This window comes from Streptomyces sp. NPDC008139, assembly GCF_042957025.1.
Classification (GTDB): domain Bacteria; phylum Actinomycetota; class Actinomycetes; order Streptomycetales; family Streptomycetaceae; genus Actinacidiphila.
This window is the reverse complement of record NZ_JBIBHM010000016.1, coordinates 95427-113275: the sequence shown is the minus strand read 5'-3', so window position 1 is coordinate 113275 and position 17849 is coordinate 95427. Positions and strand designations below refer to the sequence as shown.

Genomic DNA, 17849 nt, shown 5'->3' with positions numbered 1-17849 from the left:
ACCCGCTCCATGACGGCCTCGCCCCCAGGGCGGGACGCCGGATCCCGGCCCTTACGGGCTCAGCCGATCGCCTTCGCCGCCGCCGACACCCGCTGGAGGGCCGCGGCGCACACCTCCGCCGTACCCGCCGGGTCGGCTTCCAGGGCCGCCGCCAAGTCATTGCCCGCGACGGACAGTTGATCACCGACGGTGAAGACGCCGTCGTCGGGCAGCTCGTACGGCTCCCGGCCGGGGAACTCCAGCGCCTGCGCCTGCCGCGCCAACCACCGTGCCAGCGCGAGCCCTTCGGCCGCCGCGCCCGCCTGGAGGCGGCGCTGCGGAAGCGCCCGCAGCCGTCCCGCGAGGCGTTCGACGGAGGGGCGCAGAGGAGTGCGATCGGCCATGGTCGTGACCCTACCGGCGCGCGCGGACCGGCATCGCACCCATATCCGCACGTCCGGGGTGGTTGCCAACGGGGGAAGGCTCGGGCACGGTGGGGTAACCGGACCACCTACCGGAGGCGCCGATGTCCCAAACGCACTTCTCCGCCGAGACCCACCGCAATCTGCTGGACCGCATCCCGCACTGCACAGGCCGCGAGGTCAGCGACTGGCTGAGAGACCTCGCCGACGGCCCTTCTTTCTTCCGCTTCGACGACAAGGTGAGCTGGCTGCGCAGCGAGCACGCCCTCTCCTACGGCCACGCGAAGGCCCTCGTCCACGAGTACGACCTGCGGCGGGCCGCACGCAATCTGATGTAGCGCCCGCCAGGCCCCGCCCCCTCCCTCCGCAGACGCCGACGGGCCGCCCGGAAGCGATGCTTCCGGGCGGCCCGTCGCGATGACGCGGACCGCGTGCGCTAGTCGCGCAGGATCGAGATCAGCCGCAGGATCTCCAGGTAGATCCAGACCAGCGAGACGGTCAGGCCGAAGGCCGCGAACCACGACTCGTTCTGCGGGGCGCCGAAGCGGATGCCGTCCTCGACCTGCTTGAAGTCCAGGGAGAGGAAGAAGGCGCCGAGGCCGATGCCCAGCAGGCAGAAGACGATGCCCAGCGGGCCGGTGGTCAGGCCCAGGCCGTTGCCGCTGCCGAAGGCGTAGAACAGCAGGTTGACCACCATCGCCAGCAGGAAGCCGACCGCGATGGCCATGCCGATCCGCGCGTAGCGGGCGGTGACCCGGATCAGCCGGGTCCTGTACGCGAACAGCATGCCCGCGAAGACCGCCATGGTGCCGAGCACGGCCTGGACGGGCGCGCCCTGCCACCGCTCGTTGTACATGTTGCTGATGACGCCGAGGAAGACGCCCTCGAAGATCGCGTACCCCAGGATCAGGGCCGGCATCGGGGTGCGCTTGAACGACTGGACCATCGCCAGCACGAACGCGATCAGCGCCGCGCCGATGGCCAGGCCGTAGCTGTCGGGCAGCGCGAACCAGCCGAGGATCGCGCCGAGCACGACCACGCCGAGCGTCATCGCGGTCCGCATGACGACGTCGTCGATCGTCATCCGGCCGGTCTGCGCCGGACCCGCGGCGGGACCGGCGTACATCTCCTCCATCTGCTCGGGGGTGAGGGGCTGCCCGCCGGCCGCGTACGGGTTCCCGCCCTGCTGGGGCTGGGCGTACGGGCTCCCGGGCGCCTGCTGCCCGTAAGGGTTCCCGCCCTGCTGCCGGGCGCCTTGGGCGCCCGGCGCACCGAATCCGGCGTACGAGTCCCCGCGGGTGAATCCCCGCCGGGAGAAGACCGGGTTGCTGCTCCTCATTTCACTCCTCCAAGACCGCGTGCTGCGGCTCCGCTTGCGTCAAGAGTAATGGCTTGGCAAAAAGCCGAGCTACGCCTGGAGGAGGATCTTCCCCCAGGACGGACCCTCAGTCACGTCGGCGCCGGAAGAGTCCGCGGCGGGGCGGACCCGCGGCGGCGGTTTCCACGGCCGTTTCCCGGACGGCTTCCGCTTGTTCGCCTTGCTCGCCCTGTTCACTGTGCTCGGCTCGCTCGCCCTGTTCGCCTTGCTCGGCGTGTGCGTCCGAGCGGCGGACGGCGGCCAGCAGGTCGCGGGCGAGGCTCGTATAGGTGTCGTCCAGCCAGGGGCAGAGCAGCACCAGGCGGCACAGCGAGCCGAGGACGGTCACCTCACGGGTCTGGTACGCCTTCGCCGCGTCCAGCATCCGTTCGGTCAGCCGCAGGCCGACGTCGGCGCGGACGGCCGGGTCGCCCCAGGCGGTGGCCACCATCGCGAAGGCCGCCGTCTCGTTGACCCAGTCCTCGGGGCCGTGCAGCAGGTCGAGCAGGACCGCGCGGCGCCGGGAGTCCTCCCAGGGCTCGTCGGCGCGGTGGTGGGCCACGCCCAGGCAGGCGAAGGTCTGCACGGCGCGAATCCACAGCTCGGGGCGGTGGTCGCGCAGGAAGCGGCCCTGGTCGTCGTCCGGCGGCTGCGGCGGGTGCGCGAGGACGCCGAGCAGGTCGTCGAGGCCGAGCCCGGCCAGCCGCACCGCGTGGTCGTACGCGGCGGGCAGGTGCGGCCAGCTCACCGAGGCGGTGTCCTGGACCAGCCCCGCGGCCTCGGGCGACGGCGGCGCGACGGCGGGCAGCGCGGCCAGGCCCTCGTACCGCCAGATCCGGACGGCGACCTCGGCGGTCGGCTGCCGGGGGTCGGGGTCGCCCGCCGCGTCGTTGACGAGCGTGCCGCCGGGCAGCGCGAGGGCGAAGGCGAGGGCGGCGCTCGGCGGTTCGACCGCGGAGGCGGACAGCTTCGCGCCGCCGCCGGACCGGATCGCCTGCGCGTCGGGGCTCTCCAGGATCTGGTGCAGGACGTTGACGGTCGCCTCGGTGGCGCTGTCGACCACGCCGAGCCACGGCTGCCACTCACTGTGCCGGGCCAGGACGGTGCCCGCGTAGGGGTGGTCGGGGTGCTCGCGCAGGTGGTCGGTGAGGGCGACGAGATGGGCCGGGTCGCCGTCGGCGGCGTAGCGGACGCCGTGCACGGCCGGGGCGGCCTGCGGGTGCCCCGGGTCCGCGGTGACGGCCCGCTCGGCCCACGCCAGGCCCTGCTCGGCGCGGCCGGTGACCGCGTACAGCTCGGCGATGTCGACCATCAAGGAGAGGTCGGAGTCGTCCCTGGCCATCTCCTCCTCCCAGACCCGCAGCGCCTCGTCGGGGCGGCCCGCGGCGCGCAGCGCGTAGCCGAGCATGACGCTGGGCACGTGTCCCGGCTGGACCCGGCCCGCCTGCCGGGCCCAGGCGATGGCGCGGTCGTGGTCCTCGAAGCGGCGGGCGAGCCCCGAGCCGATGGCGGCGAGCTGCGCCTCGTCCGGGTGGCGTTCGACCACCGCTCGGGTCAGGTCGTAGAAGGGCCGCAGCGCGTCGCGGGCGTGCTCGGGCACGGGGTCGGGCAGCGCGCCGCCGACCGCGCGGGCCAGCGCCTGCGTCATGACCTGCGGTGGCAGCAGTTCGGGCAGCCGGTCCTGGGTGAGCCAGGCGACGTGCGACCACGGCCGGTCGTACTCGGCGCGTACGGCGGCGGCGATCAGGCCGACCGCCTCGGCCCACTCGCCGCAGGCGGCCTGGAGGTGCGCCCGGCAGACCACGGCGCCGATGTAGGGGTGGTCGAGCGGGAAGAGGTCGAGCGCGGCGCGCGGGCCGCCCGCGCGGGTGGCGAGTTCGGTGAGCGCCTCGTGGGTCTCGGGGAGCAGCGGGTCGATGGCGACCGCGTTGCCCAGATGGCTCGCCGCGTGGGGCAGGTCGCCGCCGTCCATGATCAGCCGGGCCAGTGCCGTCTCGCCCTCGGCCGCCAGCCGTTCGTCACCGCCGCCCGCGCACAACTCGGCGTCCCCCGCGTGCAGTTCGTCCATCTCTCCCGCCCCTCCGTCGCGGCGCCGGCCCGCCTGGGGCCGGACTCGGACAGCTACGACCTGTCCGCGCCCGACCGTAGTACCCGCGCGTGTCGAACACGGTCACCGGGGTGTCACGGGCGTGACCCGGAACGCACCGCCACACCGGCTTGCGCAGTGGACGGTGGGCGCCGCGCGCGGTATTACTTGAGGGTGCAGACGAACACACGTTCGAACGTCAGGGAGCAGGCCATGCCACGCCCCGACCACACCCGCGCGCTGCACGCCGCCCTGCTCACCGCGGCGCGCGGACTGCCGGTGATCCCGCTGTCCCGGACCAAACTGCCCGCCATCCGCTCACCGCACCGCGACGAGCCCCGCACGAGCGACTGCCGGGGCGCGTGCGGACGTCCAGGACACGGTGTGTACGACGCGAGCACCGACCCGGCCCGGATCCGCGCCCTGTTCGCCGCCGCGCCCTGGGCGACGGGGTACGGGATCGCCTGCGGCCGGGCGCCGCACCATCTGATCGGCCTCGACCTGGACGTCAAGCACGGCGCCGACGGCGTCGCCGCGCTCACCGCCCTGGCCGCCGCCCACGGTTTCGCCGTGCCCGACACGGTCACCGTGCTCACCCCCAGCGGCGGACGCCACCTGTGGCTGACCGCGCCGACGCAGGTCCCCAACTCGGCGGGCCGCCTGGCGCCCGGCATCGACGTGCGCGGCGAGGGCGGTTACGTGGTCGGCCCCGGCTCGCGTACGGTCGCGGGCCGCTATCTGCTGGCGCCCGGCACCGCGGGCCATCCGCTGGCGCCCGCGCCGTCCGAGCTGCTGCTGCTCGCGGCGCCGCCACCGCCGGTCGCGCCGCCCCGCGATGCCTCCGCGCCGCGCCACCCCGCGGAGAAACGTGCCGCCGCGCTCGTCCGCTTCGTCCTGGATTCACACGAAGGAGAGCGCAACGGCCGGTTGTTCTGGGCCGCGTGCCGGGCGTACGACGCCGGTCTCGGCGAAGCGCTGGCACCCGCGCTGGTGACGGCGGCGGTGCACACCGGGCTGAGCGAGCGCGAGGCGGCGGCGACGGTGGCCTCGGCGGCCCGCCCCCGTACCTCCCCGCACCCGTAGCCCCGGAACGAGGCACCCCGGCGGCTCCATGTGCCCTCCGACACCCCGACGCGGGGTTCGGACCTCGAACTGGTCGCGTCGTACGGCTGCTGACCGGCTGCCCGCGACCGGGGTACGCACCGGCCTTCCCGGGCATGACGTGTACACCAGCTCACACCATGGGGCCCGCGTGCCGCACATCCTGATCGTCGCCGCGGTCATCGCCGCCATAGTCATCGCCATAGCCCTGGCCGTCACCGGCCGCCGCGGCCGCATCCGCTGAGGCCCGCCTCACACGGGGGCACCGCCCGCCGGCTCCGAGGAGGGCGTGGGGGCACCGTGCTCGCACGGTGCCCACCGGGCGGTCCTCTGGGTGGAGCGGGGTCACCGCCGGTGAGGGCGGTGGTGCCCGGAGCCGGACTTGAACCGGCACGCCCCCGAGGGGCAGCGAGGTTTAAGCTCGCCGTGTCTGCGTTCCACCATCCGGGCCGGCGAGGCGCAGTGAAAAGCGTATCGGGGTTGGAGATCCCGAACAGGGCGCCCAACCGGCCATGTTGTCTTATTTTAGGGGTTACTGACGGGGTGTTAGTACGAGTTCCAGGGTTCTTGGGCTGAACAGGCACCGTTCACAGCAGTATCAGTCGCCACGCACAAGTGACGCGAAATCGCTCTCCGCGACCGGATCTCGCCCTCCGCGCTCAGCCGGGCCCCGCTCAACTCACCTCAGCACAGCCCAAACCCGGCCGGGCTCGGCCCAGCCGGGCTCAACTCAGCCACGCCGTGCGGGTCGCGGGCATGCCGGGGTCGCCGTCGGGGCCGGTGCGCACCGCGAGGACCTGGTTGACCCCGATCCGGTTGCGCTCGAAGGCCAGCGCGGAGGCCGCCATGTAGAGCCGCCAGACACGGGCGCGCCCGGCCGACGTGGCCCGCGCGGCGGCGCCCCAGGCGTCCTCCAGATTGCGCACCCAGGCGCGCAGCGTGCGCCCGTAGTGCTCGCGCAGCGCCTCGACGTCCCGCACCTCGAACCCGGCCTCCTCCAGCCGGGCCACCGTGGACCCGACCGGTGCCAGCTCCCCGTCGGGAAAGACGTACCGGTCGATGAACTCGTCGATGTGGTACGACTCCTCGTCGCGCAGCGGGCGGCGCGCGATCTGGTGGTTGAGCAGCCGGCCGCCCGGCCGCAGCAGTCCGTACAGCGCCTGCGCGTACTCGCGGTAGCGCTCGCTGCCGACGTGCTCGGCCATGCCGATGGACGAGATCGCGTCGTAGGGGCCGTCCTTGACGTCCCGGTAGTCCTGGACGCGGATGTCGATACGGTCGGTGAGCCCGGCCTCGGCGATCCGCTTGCGGGCGAAGGCGGCCTGCTCCGTGGAGAGCGTGACGCCCGTCGCGTGGACGCCGTAGTGCTCGACGGCGTGCAGCACCATCGACCCCCAGCCGCAGCCGACGTCCAGCAGCCGCATCCCCGGCCGGAGGCCCAGCTTGCGGCAGACCAGGTCGAGTTTGGCGGACTGCGCCTCCTCCAGCGTGGTCCTCTCGCCCTCCCACACCGCGCAGGAGTAGACCATCGAGGGGCCGAGGACCAGCGAGTAGAAGTCGTTGCCCACGTCGTAGTGGTGGGCGATGGCCGCCTTGTCGCGGGGCCTGCTGTGGGCGATCCCGGTACGGCGGCGGAGCTCCTCGGGCGGCGGCGGGGGCGGCAGCCCGGGCCCGGCCAGCGCGAGGGCCGCGCGGGCGACGCGGTAGTTCGCCGGGTCGCGCAGGACGCCCGCGGTACGGCGCACGGCGGCGGCCGTACCCTGCGCGGGCCCTTCCTCGCGCTCCCAGAACAGCCCGGACAGCAGGCCGAGCGCCTCGTAGAAGTCGCCGTCGACATCGAGGTCGCCGGAGACATAGGCGCGGGCCAGGCCCAGCTCGCCGGGCTTCCACAGCAGTCGGCGCAGCGCGCGGCGGCGCCGGATGACGAGGACGGGGGCGCCGGGCGGCCCGGCCTCGCTGCCGTCCCAGGCGCGCACGCGCAACGGGAACGGAGTCGAGAGGGCGTGGTCGGCGAGTTCGACGATTCTGTGAGCCGCGTCAGCCATGCTTCCGAGCGTACGACTGAAAGACAGTCTCCGCTGACGAATCTACGTTGCGGATACATGCATTTTTTCCGGGCCGGTCACCGGGGGCGGCGTTGGGCACCGCGCGGCGGAAGCGGAGGACGCCGCGCGGGTGCGCGGGACGGGCGGCGAGGCGCCGCCCGACCGGCTCACGGCGGGGCGTCCGGCGGCTCGGGGGCAGACCTCGCGGGCAGGTCCCGGAAACGGCGCCGGGCACGCCGAAGGGCGCCCGCACCACGGATGGCGGGCGCCCTTCGGACGGTGTGACGGGTGCGGCGCGCGCGCCGCGGCGCGTCAGGACGCCTTGGCGGGCTCCGCCGTCTTCTCGGCGGGAGCCGGCACCGCCGCGGCCGGAACCGGAGCGGGGCGTGCGGCCTCGTAGAACTCCTCGCGCGGGTTCTCGATCGCGCCGAGCGAGACGACCTCGCGCTTGAGGAACATGCCGAGCGTCCAGTCGGCGAAGACCCGGATCTTGCGGTTCCAGGTCGGCACGGCCATGCCGTGGTAACCACGGTGCATGTACCAGGCCAGCCGGCCCTTGACCTTGATCTTGGCCTTGCCGAAGACGATCATCGCGACGCCCTTGTGCAGGCCGAGACCGGCGACGGCGCCCTTGTTCGCGTGCTTGTACTCCTGCTGCGGGAAGCCGCGCATCCCGGAGACCACGTTGTCGCCGAGCACCTTCGCCTGGCGCAGCGCGTGCTGGGCGTTCGGCGGGCACCAGGCGCCCTCGCCCGCGGCGAGGTCGGGGATCTGGGCGTTGTCGCCCGCGGCCCAGATGTAGTCGCTGCCCTGCACCTGGAGGGTGGGGGCGGTGTCCACGTGACCGCGCGGGCCCAGCGGCAGACCGAAGCGGGCGAGCGCCGGGTTGGGCTTCACACCGGCCGTCCACACGATGGTGGAGGCGTCGACCTCCAGGCCGTTGGCGAGCACCACGTGCTTGTCGACGCAGGACTTCATCGACGTGCTGAGGTAGACCTCGATGCCGCGCTCGCGCAGGTGCTCGAGGCCCCACGTGCCGAGCTGCGGGCCGACCTCGGGGAGGATCTTGTCCGCCGCGTCCACCAGGATGAAGCGCATGTCCTCGCGCTTCACGTTCGGGTAGTACTTGGCCGCGTCGCGGGCCATGTCCTCGACCTCGCCGATGGTCTCCGCACCCGCGAAGCCGCCGCCGACGAACACGAAGGTCAGCGCCTTGCGGCGGATGTCCTCGTCGGTCGTGGAGTCGGCCTTGTCGAGCTGCTCCAGGACGTGGTTGCGCAGGCCGATCGCCTCCTCCACGCCCTTCATCCCGATACCGTTCTCGGCGAGGCCGGGAATCGGGAAGGTACGGGAGACCGCGCCGAGCGCGATGATCAGGTAGTCGAACGGCAGCTCGTAGGACTCGCCCACGAGCGGCTCGACCGAGGCGACCTTGCGGTCCTGGTCGATGTCGACGACCCGGCCGGTGAGCACCTCGGCCCCGGGCAGGACGCGTCGCAGCGGGACGACGACATGCCGCGGGGAGATGCTGCCGGCGGCAGTCTCAGGAAGGAAGGGCTGGTACGTCATGTACGAGCGCGGGTCGACGACTGTGACGGTCGCCTCGCCGTACCGCATCTTCTTCATGATGCGACGCGCCGCGTACAGGCCGACGTAACCGCCGCCTACTACGAGGATCCGTGGACGCTCCGTGGTGCTCATGGCGACAAGTATTCAGCACGTCCCAGGGGGGTGCTCGTGAGCCCCTTCACAAGGTACTGGACACCCTGTGCTATCCTGCCCGGCTTCATGACCAGGGCCTATCTGACCTGCGCGGACTCCTCCGCACCGCCCGCTCCGGCCACCACCTCTGAGCAGCGCTGATCGATCACCGCTCATCCGTCGTTCCGACGCCCGTCACACCGCCGAAACACGCCCCCGCCAAGGATTCAGGGGGTTTGACACGCGGTCACCTTGGAAAATTTGGGCCGCGGGGCGGGAACTTCATGTGAAGAGTTTCACAAAGCTTTTCCGGAGGAGGTCCGTCCGGCCGGGTCATCCGGCCCCCGTGCGGGTGAAGACCCGGGTCGTCCGGGTCCCCGGCGCGGCCTCCGTCGTATGGGTCCAGCGCAGGAAGCCGGCCTCCTGAAGCTGCTGGTCGAGCCCGTCGTCACCGTGGGAGTAGAGCCGGAATTCGGTCAGCACGGGGAAGCACTCGCGGAGCCGTTTGAGGGAGTCCGCGACCTCGCCGACGCCGAACACCATGTCGGACCGGACCGCGAGGACGGAGAGCCCCGGAAAGCGCTCCGCCAGCAGCCGCGGATCGAGCGTGGCCGGGGCGGCCCGCACCGACAGCAGCCACACCGCGCGCCGCGCTTCGGCGGGCCACAGCCCCGCCGTGCGCCACGCGCCCAGGTCGCAGTCGGGACAGGCGCAGTCGTCGAACCACAGTTCCTGGACGCCCGGCGCCGTCGGCGCCGGGAACCGGTCGTGCCGGACGGAACCGTCGAGGGACAGCACCAGCAGGGTGGGCGGCAACTCAAGGCCGGACAGGTCCGGTTCGGGGTCGACCAGACGCAGTGAGCGCAGATTCCGCAGCCGCCGGACGACCGCGTAGCTGTCGGCGACGCCGTCGACGGTGAGGTCCCTGACACCGGTCAGCCGGTGGAGAGGGGGCAGTTCGTGCGGCCCCACCGTCAGCGGCCCGACCCAGGACAGTTCGGAGAGCACGACATGGGCGAACTCCGCCGTGTCGAAGTCGGGCCACATGTCGGCCAGCCGCCGCTCGGTCTCCAGGTCGGGGAACGCGGCGAAACGGGCCGGCAGCCGCGTGGCGGAGGGCCCGCCGACCAGCCGGCAGGTCTCCAGGATCGCCCGCATCACCCGGGCGCCAACTCGGGCCGGGGGCCGGGCATCTGATTGAGCGCCACCTCGCCGGGATTCGCCGGCGCCGCGGCCTGCGCCGGATTCTGCGGGGGGATCAGCTCCGCCGCCCGCCGTCTCGCCTCGTCGACGACGCGCGGGTCGATCGCGGTGCCGTCGCCGACGCGGTCCACGGCGAGAACGGTCAGCCGCAGCCGGTGGGCCTTGTCCCGACGGGCCCGTTTCAACAGGGACTTGATCAGGTGAGCGCGCTCGGAGTCCCGCGCCCGCCCGGACACCACCACCACGACGTCCTGCCACTGGTCCTCGTGCGCGTGCTTGATCAGCAGGGCCGGATCACGTCGTCGAGCAACTGGTCCGCCGCCGGGTACTCCTGGAAGCTTGCGGTGCACGAAGTCCACCGAGTCGTGCGCCGGGGCGCGCAACAGCCCCGACCGCTCCAGCGGTTGGCGGGCCACGGCGGCGGATTCTTCGGGGTACTGCGCCGCGCGGGACGGCGCCGGTCAGCCGGGCCAGGACGGCCGGCGACGGGTTGCCCGCGTGGGCCCGTAATCGTGCCAGCCACACCGCGAAAGTCGGCCGCCGCCGACAGGTCCTCCGACTGATCGATGCCCCGCCGTTCCGGTCTGCCCGACCCTGTCCAGCCCTGTCCAACACAGTCCGGCATCTTCCCGCGTGCCGGAGACGGTGTCCGCGCTCCGGCTCAACTCGTCACGTACACAGAGAAGAAGGGGAAGGACATCGTGACGGTCATCGAGACGGCGGCGGCAGCCGCGCGGACGGACATCAGCTGAGAAAGTGTGCCGGCGCTCGCCCCGGGAGGCCCCTCAGCGGGCTTCCGCGGGGCCGTCTGGGACGTGCGGGCGGCCCCCCGGCGGACTCCCCCGGCCGGGTCGGGCCAGGCCCGCAGACGGCGCGCGAAGGGGTCGCCGTAGCGGCTCTGACCTGGGCTTTTGTGCCCGATGGGCCTAGCGTTCTCCCTGTCGGAAACGCCGGAGAAGACCGGAGAAGAGGGGGCTGGCGTGGAGCGGGACATCAGGTCGGTGGAGGACGTACTGAGGCTGCTGGACGGGCTGTTCGCCAGGGACGCGGACCGGTGGACGGCAGGGGCCGGCGGGTGGTGGGACGGGTTCTACGGGGACCGGGAACGGGGTGTGCCGTTCTTCGTGGACAAGCCGGACGAGAACTTGGTGTCCTGCCTGGACCGGGAGGTGGTGCGGCCGGGACGGGCGTTGGACCTGGGGTGCGGGCCGGGGCGCAACGCGGTGCTGCTGGCGCGGCGCGGCTTCGAGGTGGACGCCGTCGACCTGTCACCGGCCGCCGTGCGATGGGCGCGGGAGCGGGCGCGCGAGGCCGGGGTGGAGGGAATCCGCTTCCACGAAGGGGACGCCTTCGCGCTGAGCGAGGGCGAGGGCGGCGTGGGCGTGGGCGAGTTGAGCGGGCCGTACGACCTGGTCTGCGACTCCGGCTGCTTCCACCATCTGCCGCCGCACCGCAGGATCAGCTATCTGGCGCTGCTCGACCGTGTGCTCGCCCCCGGCGGCCATCTCGCGCTCACCTGCTTCGCCGCGGGGGCGATGGGCTCGGAACTGCCCGACGCGGCCTTCTACCGGGACGCGCGGCTGCACGGCGGCCTCGGCTACACCCCGGAGTCGCTGCGCTGGATCTTCTCCGGCCTGACCGAGGTCGAACTGCGCCGCATGCGCGACGAGCCGAAGGACTCCCCGCACTTCGGGGAGCCCTTCCTCTGGACGGCCCTGTTCCGCAGGGACGGCTAACCTGCCGACTCCGCCACCGCGTACGCGATCCCGTCGAGGATGTCGTGTTCGCTGACCACGACCTCCTTCGCGCCCGTGCGCTCCATGATCCGCAGCAGCACCAGCGCGCCCGCGCCGATCACGTCCACGCGGCCCTCGTGCATCACCGGGATCGCGGCGCGTTCGGCGTGGGTGGCGGCCAGCAGCCGCGCGGTGATCTCCGCGACCTGCTCGACGGTGATACGGGAGTGGTGGATCGCGGCGGAGTCGTACGCGGCCAGGCCGAGCGCGATGCCCGCGACGGTGGTGACCGACCCGGCCAGACCCACGAGCGTACGGGCCCGGTCGAGAGGGACGGCGCGGGCCGCCTCGTCCAGGGCGGCGTCGATGTCGGCGCGGATCGCGGCCACCCGGTCGCCGGTCGGCGGGTCGACGACCGCGCCGTCCGCCACCAGGTGCCGTTCGGTCAGGCGGACGCAGCCGATGTCGACCGAGCGGGCGGCGGTGACCGTGTCGTCGCCGAGGACGAACTCCGTGGAGCCGCCGCCGATGTCGACCACCAGATACGGCGGGTCCAGGGCCTCGGCGCCGGTCAGGCCGCGGGTGGCGCCGGTGAAGGAGTAAGCGGCCTCCTGGTCGCCGCTGATCACCTCGGGCTCGACGCCGAGGAGGGAGACGACTCCGCGCACGAAGTCGTCCCGGTTCTCCGCGTCGCGGGACGCGGAGGTCGCCACGAAGCGGACGCGGTCCGCGCTGACGCCGTGCTCCGCGATCACCTCCGCGTACTCGCGGCAGGCCGCGAAGGTCCGCTCCAGCGCCTCGGGGGCCAGCCGCCCGGTGCGGTCCACGCCCTGGCCGAGCCGGACGATCCGCATCCTGCGGTCGAGGTCGGTCAGCGCGCCGGTCGCGGGGTCGACGTCGGCGACGAGCAGCCGGATCGAATTCGTACCGCAGTCGACGGCCGCCACGCGGACGGTCGTGCCACGCGGCCCGTCGGTCGCCGTACCGGTCGTCACGCGGACTCCTCCGTCTCGGGGGCGGTCCCGGTCCCGGTCGCGGTCTCCGTCGCGGGGGCGACGCACGGGCCCTTCGCCCACCACTCGGGCAGCATGGCGATGGCCTCGTCGCCGAGCGGGTTCACGCCGGGGCCCGCGGCCAGGGAGTGGCCGACGAGCACGTGCAGGCACTTGACGCGGTCCGGCATGCCGCCCGCGCTCGGGAAGCCCTCCAGGACCTCGATGGCGTCGCGCCGCGCGATGTAGTCCTCGTGGGCCGCGCGGTAGGCCGCGGCCAGTTCCTCGTCCTCGGCGAGCCGGGCGGTCATCGTCTTCATCACGCCGTCGGCCTCCAGCGTGCCGATCGCGGACGCGGCGCGCGGACAGGTCAGGTAGTACAGCGTCGGGAAGGGCGTGCCGTCCTCCAGCCGGGGCTGGGTCTCGACCACGTCCGGGTTGCCGCAGGGGCAACGGTGCGCGATCGCGCGCAGGCCGCGCGGCGGGCGGCCGAGCTGCGCCGTGAACGCGGCGACGTCCGCGTCGGTGGGCGGGGTGGGGGCGGTGGGATCGGGGTGCTTCGTCATGGGCCGTTCTAGATCGGGAGGGGTCGGGGGCGGTACGCGGGGAGCGAGGGGTCAGTGCCGGGGCGCGGCGGCGGCGTCGGCGTGGTCGAGGCTGTCCCACAGATTGTCGTACCAAGGACGGTGTGCGGCGGCCTCGTTCGTCGTCCGGTGGTCGGCGGCGGCGTCCCCGGTCGGGGCCGGGGCCGCCACGTTGTAGCCGGTCTCGCCGGGCAGGACGAAGTGCAGGCGCTCGCGGGCCTGCGTCCGTACGTACTGCGGGTCCTGCCAGCGCGCCTTCTCCTCGCGGAGCTCATCGACCCGCTGGCGGGCCTTCTGGGCCTCGCGGCGCTGGTCGGCGATGTCGGAACGCTGGGCGATGTACTGCCGTGTCGGGTAGGCGAGCGCCACGACCAGGGCGCACAGCACCAGGGCGAGCAGGGCCGCGCGGCCGGTGAGCTTGTTGCGCCGCGGCGGGCGCCGCTTGGCCGCCGCCCGGTACACCCGGGCCTGCGCCTCCTGGCCGATGGCCTTCAGCCGGGCCGAGGTGGAGAACCGATCCGCCCCCACGCCGTGTCTCCCCTCGCCGTCCTCGCACGCCGTCGCGTCCACACGCTGCCGTACGGGCGCGCACGCCAGTACGTCCCCGCCCACGGTACGGGACCGGGTGCGGGGACGTACGGAGGCCGGGGCCCGGAAACGGACGGCTCAGTGCTTGAAGCGGGGGAACGCCGAGCGACCCGCGTACACGGCGGCGTCGTCCAGGATCTCCTCGATCCGCAGGAGCTGGTTGTACTTGGCGACGCGCTCGGAGCGGGCCGGGGCGCCGGTCTTGATCTGGCCGCAGTTGGTGGCGACGGCCAGGTCGGCGATGGTGACGTCCTCGGTCTCGCCGGAGCGGTGCGACATCATGCACTTGTAGCCGTTGCGCTGGGCCAGCTCGACGGCGTCCAGCGTCTCGGTGAGCGAGCCGATCTGGTTGACCTTCACCAGCAGCGCGTTCGCCGTGTCGTTGTCGATGCCCTTCTGCAGGCGCTCGGGGTTGGTGACGAACAGGTCGTCGCCGACGATCTGCACCTTGCTGCCGAGCTTCTCGGTGAGGACCTTCCAGCCCGCCCAGTCGTCCTCGAACAGCGGGTCCTCGATGGAGACCAGCGGGTAGGAGGCGACCAGGTCCTCGTAGTACTCGGTCATCTCGGCGGCCGAGCGCTCCTTGCCCTCGAACTGGTACTTGCCGTCCTTGTAGAACTCGGAGGCGGCGACGTCCAGCGCGAGCGCGATGTCCTGGCCGGGCGCGTACCCGGCCTGCTTGATGGCCTCGATGATCAGGTCGAGCGCCTCGCGGTTCGAGCCGAGATTCGGCGCGAAACCGCCCTCGTCACCGAGGCCGGTGGACAGGCCCTTGGTCTTCAGCACGCCCTTGAGCGTGTGGTAGACCTCGGCGCCCCAGCGCAGCGCCTCGGAGAAGGACTCCGCGCCGACGGGGGCGATCATGAACTCCTGGATGTCGACGTTGGAGTCCGCGTGCGAGCCGCCGTTGAGGATGTTCATCATCGGCACGGGCAGCACATGCGCGTTCGGGCCGCCCAGGTAGCGGAAGAGCGGCAGGTCGGACGCCTCGGAGGCGGCGTGCGCCACGGCGAGCGAGACGCCGAGGATCGCGTTGGCGCCGAGCGAGGACTTGTCGGGCGTGGCGTCCAGGTCGAACATCGCCTGGTCGATCAGCCGCTGCTCGGTGGCGTCGTAGCCGACCAGCTCCGGGCCGATCTGCTCGATGACGGCGAGGACGGCCTTTTCGACGCCCTTGCCCTGGTAGCGGTTCTTGTCGCCGTCGCGGAGTTCGAGGGCCTCGAATGCGCCGGTGGAGGCGCCGGACGGGACCGCCGCGCGGCCGGTGCTGCCGTCGTCGAGGCCGACCTCGACCTCGACGGTGGGGTTGCCTCGCGAGTCGAGGATTTCCCGGGCTACGACGACGTCGATGGACGGCACGAGTGTCTCCTTCAGTCCTTCTGAGATGTCTCTGTCTTTTTCGACCTGAGCCTAACCGTCTTCGGTCTCGCGCCCGGTACCGAGCCCGGACCCTGAGACGGAAAAAGGCCCCGGCCGGGCACGCTCGGGGGAGAGTACGTGCCCGGCCGGGGATCACATCCCGTGGCGTCAGCCCAGGTGCAGGTGCTGGCCCGGGTAGATCAGGTTGGCGTCCTGCACGATGTCCTTGTTCAGGTCGAACAGGTGCTGCCAGCCGCCGGAGACGTGGTGCGCGGTGGCGATCTTGGAGAGCGAGTCGCCGGAGACGACGGTGTACTCGCCGTTGCCCTTGCCGTGGCTCTTGTGGTGGGTGACCGGCGCGGAGGTCTCGGCCGGGGCCGGGGTGCTCTGCTGCTGCGACGGCTGCGAGGAGCTGTCGGAGGAGCCGGTCTTCGAGGAGCTGCTGGAGGAGTCCGAGCTGCTGGAGCCGGAGGAGCTGGAAGACGACGACGAGGAGGACGAGGACGGCGACGAGGTGTCGACGTTCGCCGCGGAGCCGCCCGAGGTCAGGTTGCCGGCGCCGGCGCAGGCCCAGGCACCCGGGCCCTGCATGGCGAGCAGCTTCTCGGCGGTGGCGATCTGCTGGTCCTTGGTGGCCAGGTCGGCGCGCGCGGCGTACTGGGTGCCGCCGGCGGCCTCCCAGCTCGACTGCGAGAACTGGAGGCCACCGTAGTAGCCGTTGCCGGTGTTGATGGACCAGTTGCCGCCGGACTCGCACTGGGCGACGGCGTCCCACGTGGAGACGGAGGCGGCGGAGGCGGAGGTGGCTCCGAGGAGCGGTACGGCGATCGCGGTGCCGGTGACACCGGCGAGCGCGGCGATGCGGACGAGCTTGGACGTACGGCGGTGCTTAGCCATGGTTCGTGTCCTCACCGACGCCTGCGAGGTGAGCTGTCGGGTTCGGGCGTGAGTTGCCCGGCCGGATCCGCGACCGCGGATTCCGTGCTTAACCCCGAGCCGGTGCGTTCCGCAGGCTGCGTGCCGTACGAACGTGACCGGCGAAAGACCTTGGGTCCCCCGCTCCTGCCTACGGCGCTTTCGCGTCGACTGTTCCCGTCGGTCGGCGGCAGGACTCGGCGTTCCTGACCGGCGGGGCCCGCTGTGGCGAGCGATGACGACGCTAAGCACAGGCGCCGGAAAGGACAAACATCCGCGTTCCGCCCGCGTACCGCTCCCGCACCCAGAGCGGGTTCAGAGAATCGCAGGTCACAGGGGCCGGTTTCAGCGCTCTGCGAGCGGGCGGTCACAGGGGCGGGCGAGAGGCTTGTCACACGGGCCGCGGAGGACGTCGTACGGTTCGCCCGGTTTGCCCCCGCGGCCCTGACGGACGGTCAGGAAGACGCGGAGCCCTCAGCCGAGGTCAAGTGTCAGGATCTGACCGGGTTTGATGAGGTTCGGGTCCTGGCCGATCACCTGCCGGTTGGCGTCGTAGAGACCGCTCCAGCCGCCCTGGACGTGGTGGCTGGAGGCGATACCGGCGAGCGAGTCGCCGTACGCGACGGTGTAGTCGTGGCCGCCGTCGGCGCTGTGTCCGGTGTCACTGGTGCCGGTGGCTCCGGTGCCGCCGTCGTCCGAGCCCTTGCCGGTGTCCGTACCGCTGTCCGCGCCCGCGTCCGTGACGGCGGTCAGCTCCGTACGGGTCGCCTGGTCGGCCGCGGCCAACTCGGCGTCGGTGGGCACGTACGGCTTCGCGTGGCGGCCCGTGCCGGGCGTCGTGGGCGCGTCGGCGGTGGGCGAGCCCGGAGTGGTCCGCGAGCCGTCACCGGGCGAGGTGGGGGTGGCGGGGGCGGTGGGCGCCGTGGGCGTCACCGGGGTGACCGTCGAGCCGTCGGCGGGCCCGGTGGGCGTGTCCGTCGCCGGCGCGGTCGGGATGATCGTCGGCAGCGACGGGTCGGTGTTCGAACCGCCGGTGCTGCCGGAGCCGCCGGTCGTGGCGTCGCCGGAGGGCGGGGTCGAGGCGGACGGCGCCGGGGTGGTGGGCGTGGCCGCGGGCGTGCCGCCCGCCACGGGCGGCGTCACGGCGTCCAGCAGCCCCGTACCGTCCTCGCAGCCGGGCCAGGCGTTCGGCCCGAGGTCGGCGAGCATCCGCTCGGCGACGGCGATCTGTTCCGTTCTGGACGCGAGGTCGGGGCGTGGCGCGTACGCCTGGCCGCCGTAAGCGTTCCAGGTGTCCTGGGTGATCGCCAGGCCGCCGTAGAAGCCGTTGCTCGGGTCGGCGCTCCACAGGCCGCCGGTCTCGCATATCGCGACTTTGTCCCACGTGCTGGAGTCCGCGGCGTGCGCGGCCCCCGCGCCGAGGAGCGGGAGTGCGATCCCCGCGCCGGTCGCCGCGACGGTCACCATGGCCGCCGGGGCCTGTCGCGGACGGCGGTGCCGGCCGTTCCCGGACGAGAGCATGCGGTCGCCTTTCTCGTAAGCCTTACGCGCCGGAGCGCGGTGCGTGACGTGACGGCGGCGGGGAGCGGGCCGGGGCCCGCCGACGTTGCTGTTGCTGTTCCTGCTGTTTCCGCTTCCGCTTCCGTGACGTCCGCCGCGTCTGGCGCGAGCCGTCCGCGAGAGGTGGCCGTCCGTACGCACCGTGCCCGTACGAGCGACCGCGCTTCTCGCGTTGACCGCAGAACGTAGCGGTGTTGGCCAACGGATCACAAGTCGGTGTA

Annotated in this window: 16 protein-coding genes, 1 tRNA gene and 1 riboswitch; of the genes, 3 read left to right on the top strand and 14 right to left on the bottom strand. The window is 72.7% G+C overall.

The features are described 5' to 3' along the window. Positions 1 to 59: 59 nt before the first annotated feature. Positions 60 to 383, bottom strand: coding sequence for a hypothetical protein (locus ACFZBB_RS29835; protein ID WP_391128755.1), 324 nt, complete (start codon positions 381 to 383; stop codon positions 60 to 62). 122 nt (positions 384 to 505) lie between these two features. Here ACFZBB_RS29835 and ACFZBB_RS29830 point away from each other — a divergent pair, with 122 nt between their 5' ends. Further along, positions 506 to 739, top strand: coding sequence for a DUF4287 domain-containing protein (locus ACFZBB_RS29830; RefSeq protein WP_188285479.1), 234 nt, complete (start codon positions 506 to 508; stop codon positions 737 to 739). 98 nt (positions 740 to 837) lie between these two features. Here the strand turns inward: ACFZBB_RS29830 and ACFZBB_RS29825 are convergent, their stop codons facing one another. Together ACFZBB_RS29825 and ACFZBB_RS29820 are read right to left on the bottom strand one after the other, a co-directional pair. Continuing rightward, positions 838 to 1740: a Bax inhibitor-1/YccA family protein gene (locus ACFZBB_RS29825; RefSeq protein WP_391128752.1), complete on the bottom strand. Its 903-nt coding sequence runs from the start codon at positions 1738 to 1740 to the stop codon at positions 838 to 840. 106 nt (positions 1741 to 1846) lie between these two features. Further along, complete coding sequence (locus tag ACFZBB_RS29820; RefSeq protein ID WP_391128750.1) at positions 1847 to 3826, bottom strand: hypothetical protein; 1980 nt, start codon at positions 3824 to 3826, stop codon at positions 1847 to 1849. A gap of 231 nt (positions 3827 to 4057) precedes the next feature. Here ACFZBB_RS29820 and ACFZBB_RS29815 point away from each other — a divergent pair, with 231 nt between their 5' ends. Beyond that, entirely contained in the window at positions 4058 to 4927 is an 870-nt protein-coding gene (locus ACFZBB_RS29815; protein ID WP_391128747.1) for a bifunctional DNA primase/polymerase, read from the top strand. A 382-nt stretch (positions 4928 to 5309) separates the two neighbouring features. Here ACFZBB_RS29815 and ACFZBB_RS29810 read toward each other — a convergent pair. The 5 genes from ACFZBB_RS29810 to ACFZBB_RS29790 all read right to left on the bottom strand — a co-directional run bounded on the left by ACFZBB_RS29810 (position 5310) and on the right by ACFZBB_RS29790 (position 10310). Further along, positions 5310 to 5395: transfer RNA gene (locus ACFZBB_RS29810), tRNA-Leu, on the bottom strand. Positions 5396 to 5670: 275 nt separating this feature from the next. After that, on the bottom strand, positions 5671 to 6990 hold the full coding sequence (locus ACFZBB_RS29805) for a class I SAM-dependent methyltransferase (protein ID WP_391128744.1): 1320 nt from the start codon (positions 6988 to 6990) through the stop codon (positions 5671 to 5673). A 312-nt stretch (positions 6991 to 7302) separates the two neighbouring features. Further along, positions 7303 to 8691, bottom strand: coding sequence for an NAD(P)/FAD-dependent oxidoreductase (locus tag ACFZBB_RS29800; protein WP_355346929.1), 1389 nt, complete (start codon positions 8689 to 8691; stop codon positions 7303 to 7305). Positions 8692 to 9024: 333 nt separating this feature from the next. After that, positions 9025 to 9849 carry a hypothetical protein gene (locus ACFZBB_RS29795; protein ID WP_391128741.1) on the bottom strand — a complete coding sequence of 275 codons (825 nt, stop codon included), beginning with the start codon at positions 9847 to 9849 and terminating at the stop codon, positions 9025 to 9027. Beyond that, complete coding sequence (locus tag ACFZBB_RS29790) at positions 9849 to 10310, bottom strand: hypothetical protein (RefSeq protein WP_391128738.1); 462 nt, start codon at positions 10308 to 10310, stop codon at positions 9849 to 9851. The genes ACFZBB_RS29795 and ACFZBB_RS29790 overlap by 1 nt, the downstream gene beginning before the upstream one ends. A 564-nt stretch (positions 10311 to 10874) precedes the next feature. Here ACFZBB_RS29790 and ACFZBB_RS29785 point away from each other — a divergent pair. Beyond that, a complete protein-coding gene (locus ACFZBB_RS29785; RefSeq protein WP_391128735.1) occupies positions 10875 to 11630 on the top strand; it encodes a methyltransferase domain-containing protein in 756 nt (251 codons plus the stop codon). On the opposite strand, the gene ACFZBB_RS29780 is transcribed toward ACFZBB_RS29785, so the two are convergent. The 6 genes from ACFZBB_RS29780 to ACFZBB_RS29755 form a co-directional block, all read right to left on the bottom strand. Then, positions 11627 to 12625, bottom strand: coding sequence for an exopolyphosphatase (locus tag ACFZBB_RS29780; protein ID WP_391128732.1), 999 nt, complete (start codon positions 12623 to 12625; stop codon positions 11627 to 11629). The genes ACFZBB_RS29785 and ACFZBB_RS29780 overlap by 4 nt on opposite strands. After that, positions 12622 to 13188, bottom strand: coding sequence for a DUF501 domain-containing protein (locus tag ACFZBB_RS29775; RefSeq protein ID WP_391128729.1), 567 nt, complete (start codon positions 13186 to 13188; stop codon positions 12622 to 12624). The genes ACFZBB_RS29780 and ACFZBB_RS29775 overlap by 4 nt, the downstream gene beginning before the upstream one ends. A gap of 51 nt (positions 13189 to 13239) precedes the next feature. After that, the gene (locus tag ACFZBB_RS29770; RefSeq protein WP_391128726.1) at positions 13240 to 13734 is read right to left on the bottom strand and encodes a septum formation initiator family protein; all 495 of its coding nucleotides are present in this window, start codon (positions 13732 to 13734) and stop codon (positions 13240 to 13242) included. A 138-nt stretch (positions 13735 to 13872) separates the two neighbouring features. Then, complete coding sequence (eno, locus tag ACFZBB_RS29765; RefSeq protein WP_355346911.1) at positions 13873 to 15153, bottom strand: phosphopyruvate hydratase; 1281 nt, start codon at positions 15151 to 15153, stop codon at positions 13873 to 13875. 168 nt (positions 15154 to 15321) lie between these two features. Next, entirely contained in the window at positions 15322 to 16050 is a 729-nt protein-coding gene (locus ACFZBB_RS29760) for a transglycosylase family protein (protein WP_391128723.1), read from the bottom strand. Positions 16051 to 16053: 3 nt separating this feature from the next. Then, positions 16054 to 16237, bottom strand: a riboswitch (cyclic di-AMP (ydaO/yuaA leader). 305 nt (positions 16238 to 16542) lie between these two features. After that, positions 16543 to 17589, bottom strand: coding sequence for a transglycosylase family protein (locus tag ACFZBB_RS29755; protein ID WP_391128721.1), 1047 nt, complete (start codon positions 17587 to 17589; stop codon positions 16543 to 16545). Between the last annotated feature and the right edge of the window lie 260 nt (positions 17590 to 17849).

Excerpts from the sequence above, each read along its gene's own strand:
- ACFZBB_RS29835 (WP_391128755.1), bottom strand. The coding sequence starts at position 383 with ATGGCCGATCGCACTCCTCTGCGCCCCTCCGTCGAACGCCTCGCGGGA.
- ACFZBB_RS29830 (WP_188285479.1), top strand. The coding sequence starts at position 506 with ATGTCCCAAACGCACTTCTCCGCCGAGACCCACCGCAATCTGCTGGAC.
- ACFZBB_RS29825 (WP_391128752.1), bottom strand. The coding sequence starts at position 1,740 with ATGAGGAGCAGCAACCCGGTCTTCTCCCGGCGGGGATTCACCCGCGGG.
- ACFZBB_RS29820 (WP_391128750.1), bottom strand. The coding sequence starts at position 3,826 with ATGGACGAACTGCACGCGGGGGACGCCGAGTTGTGCGCGGGCGGCGGT.
- ACFZBB_RS29815 (WP_391128747.1), top strand. The coding sequence starts at position 4,058 with ATGCCACGCCCCGACCACACCCGCGCGCTGCACGCCGCCCTGCTCACC.
- ACFZBB_RS29805 (WP_391128744.1), bottom strand. The coding sequence starts at position 6,990 with ATGGCTGACGCGGCTCACAGAATCGTCGAACTCGCCGACCACGCCCTC.
- ACFZBB_RS29800 (WP_355346929.1), bottom strand. The coding sequence starts at position 8,691 with ATGAGCACCACGGAGCGTCCACGGATCCTCGTAGTAGGCGGCGGTTAC.
- ACFZBB_RS29795 (WP_391128741.1), bottom strand. The coding sequence starts at position 9,849 with ATGCGGGCGATCCTGGAGACCTGCCGGCTGGTCGGCGGGCCCTCCGCC.
- ACFZBB_RS29775 (WP_391128729.1), bottom strand. The coding sequence starts at position 13,188 with ATGACGAAGCACCCCGATCCCACCGCCCCCACCCCGCCCACCGACGCG.
- ACFZBB_RS29760 (WP_391128723.1), bottom strand. The coding sequence starts at position 16,050 with ATGGCTAAGCACCGCCGTACGTCCAAGCTCGTCCGCATCGCCGCGCTC.
- ACFZBB_RS29755 (WP_391128721.1), bottom strand. The coding sequence starts at position 17,589 with ATGCTCTCGTCCGGGAACGGCCGGCACCGCCGTCCGCGACAGGCCCCG.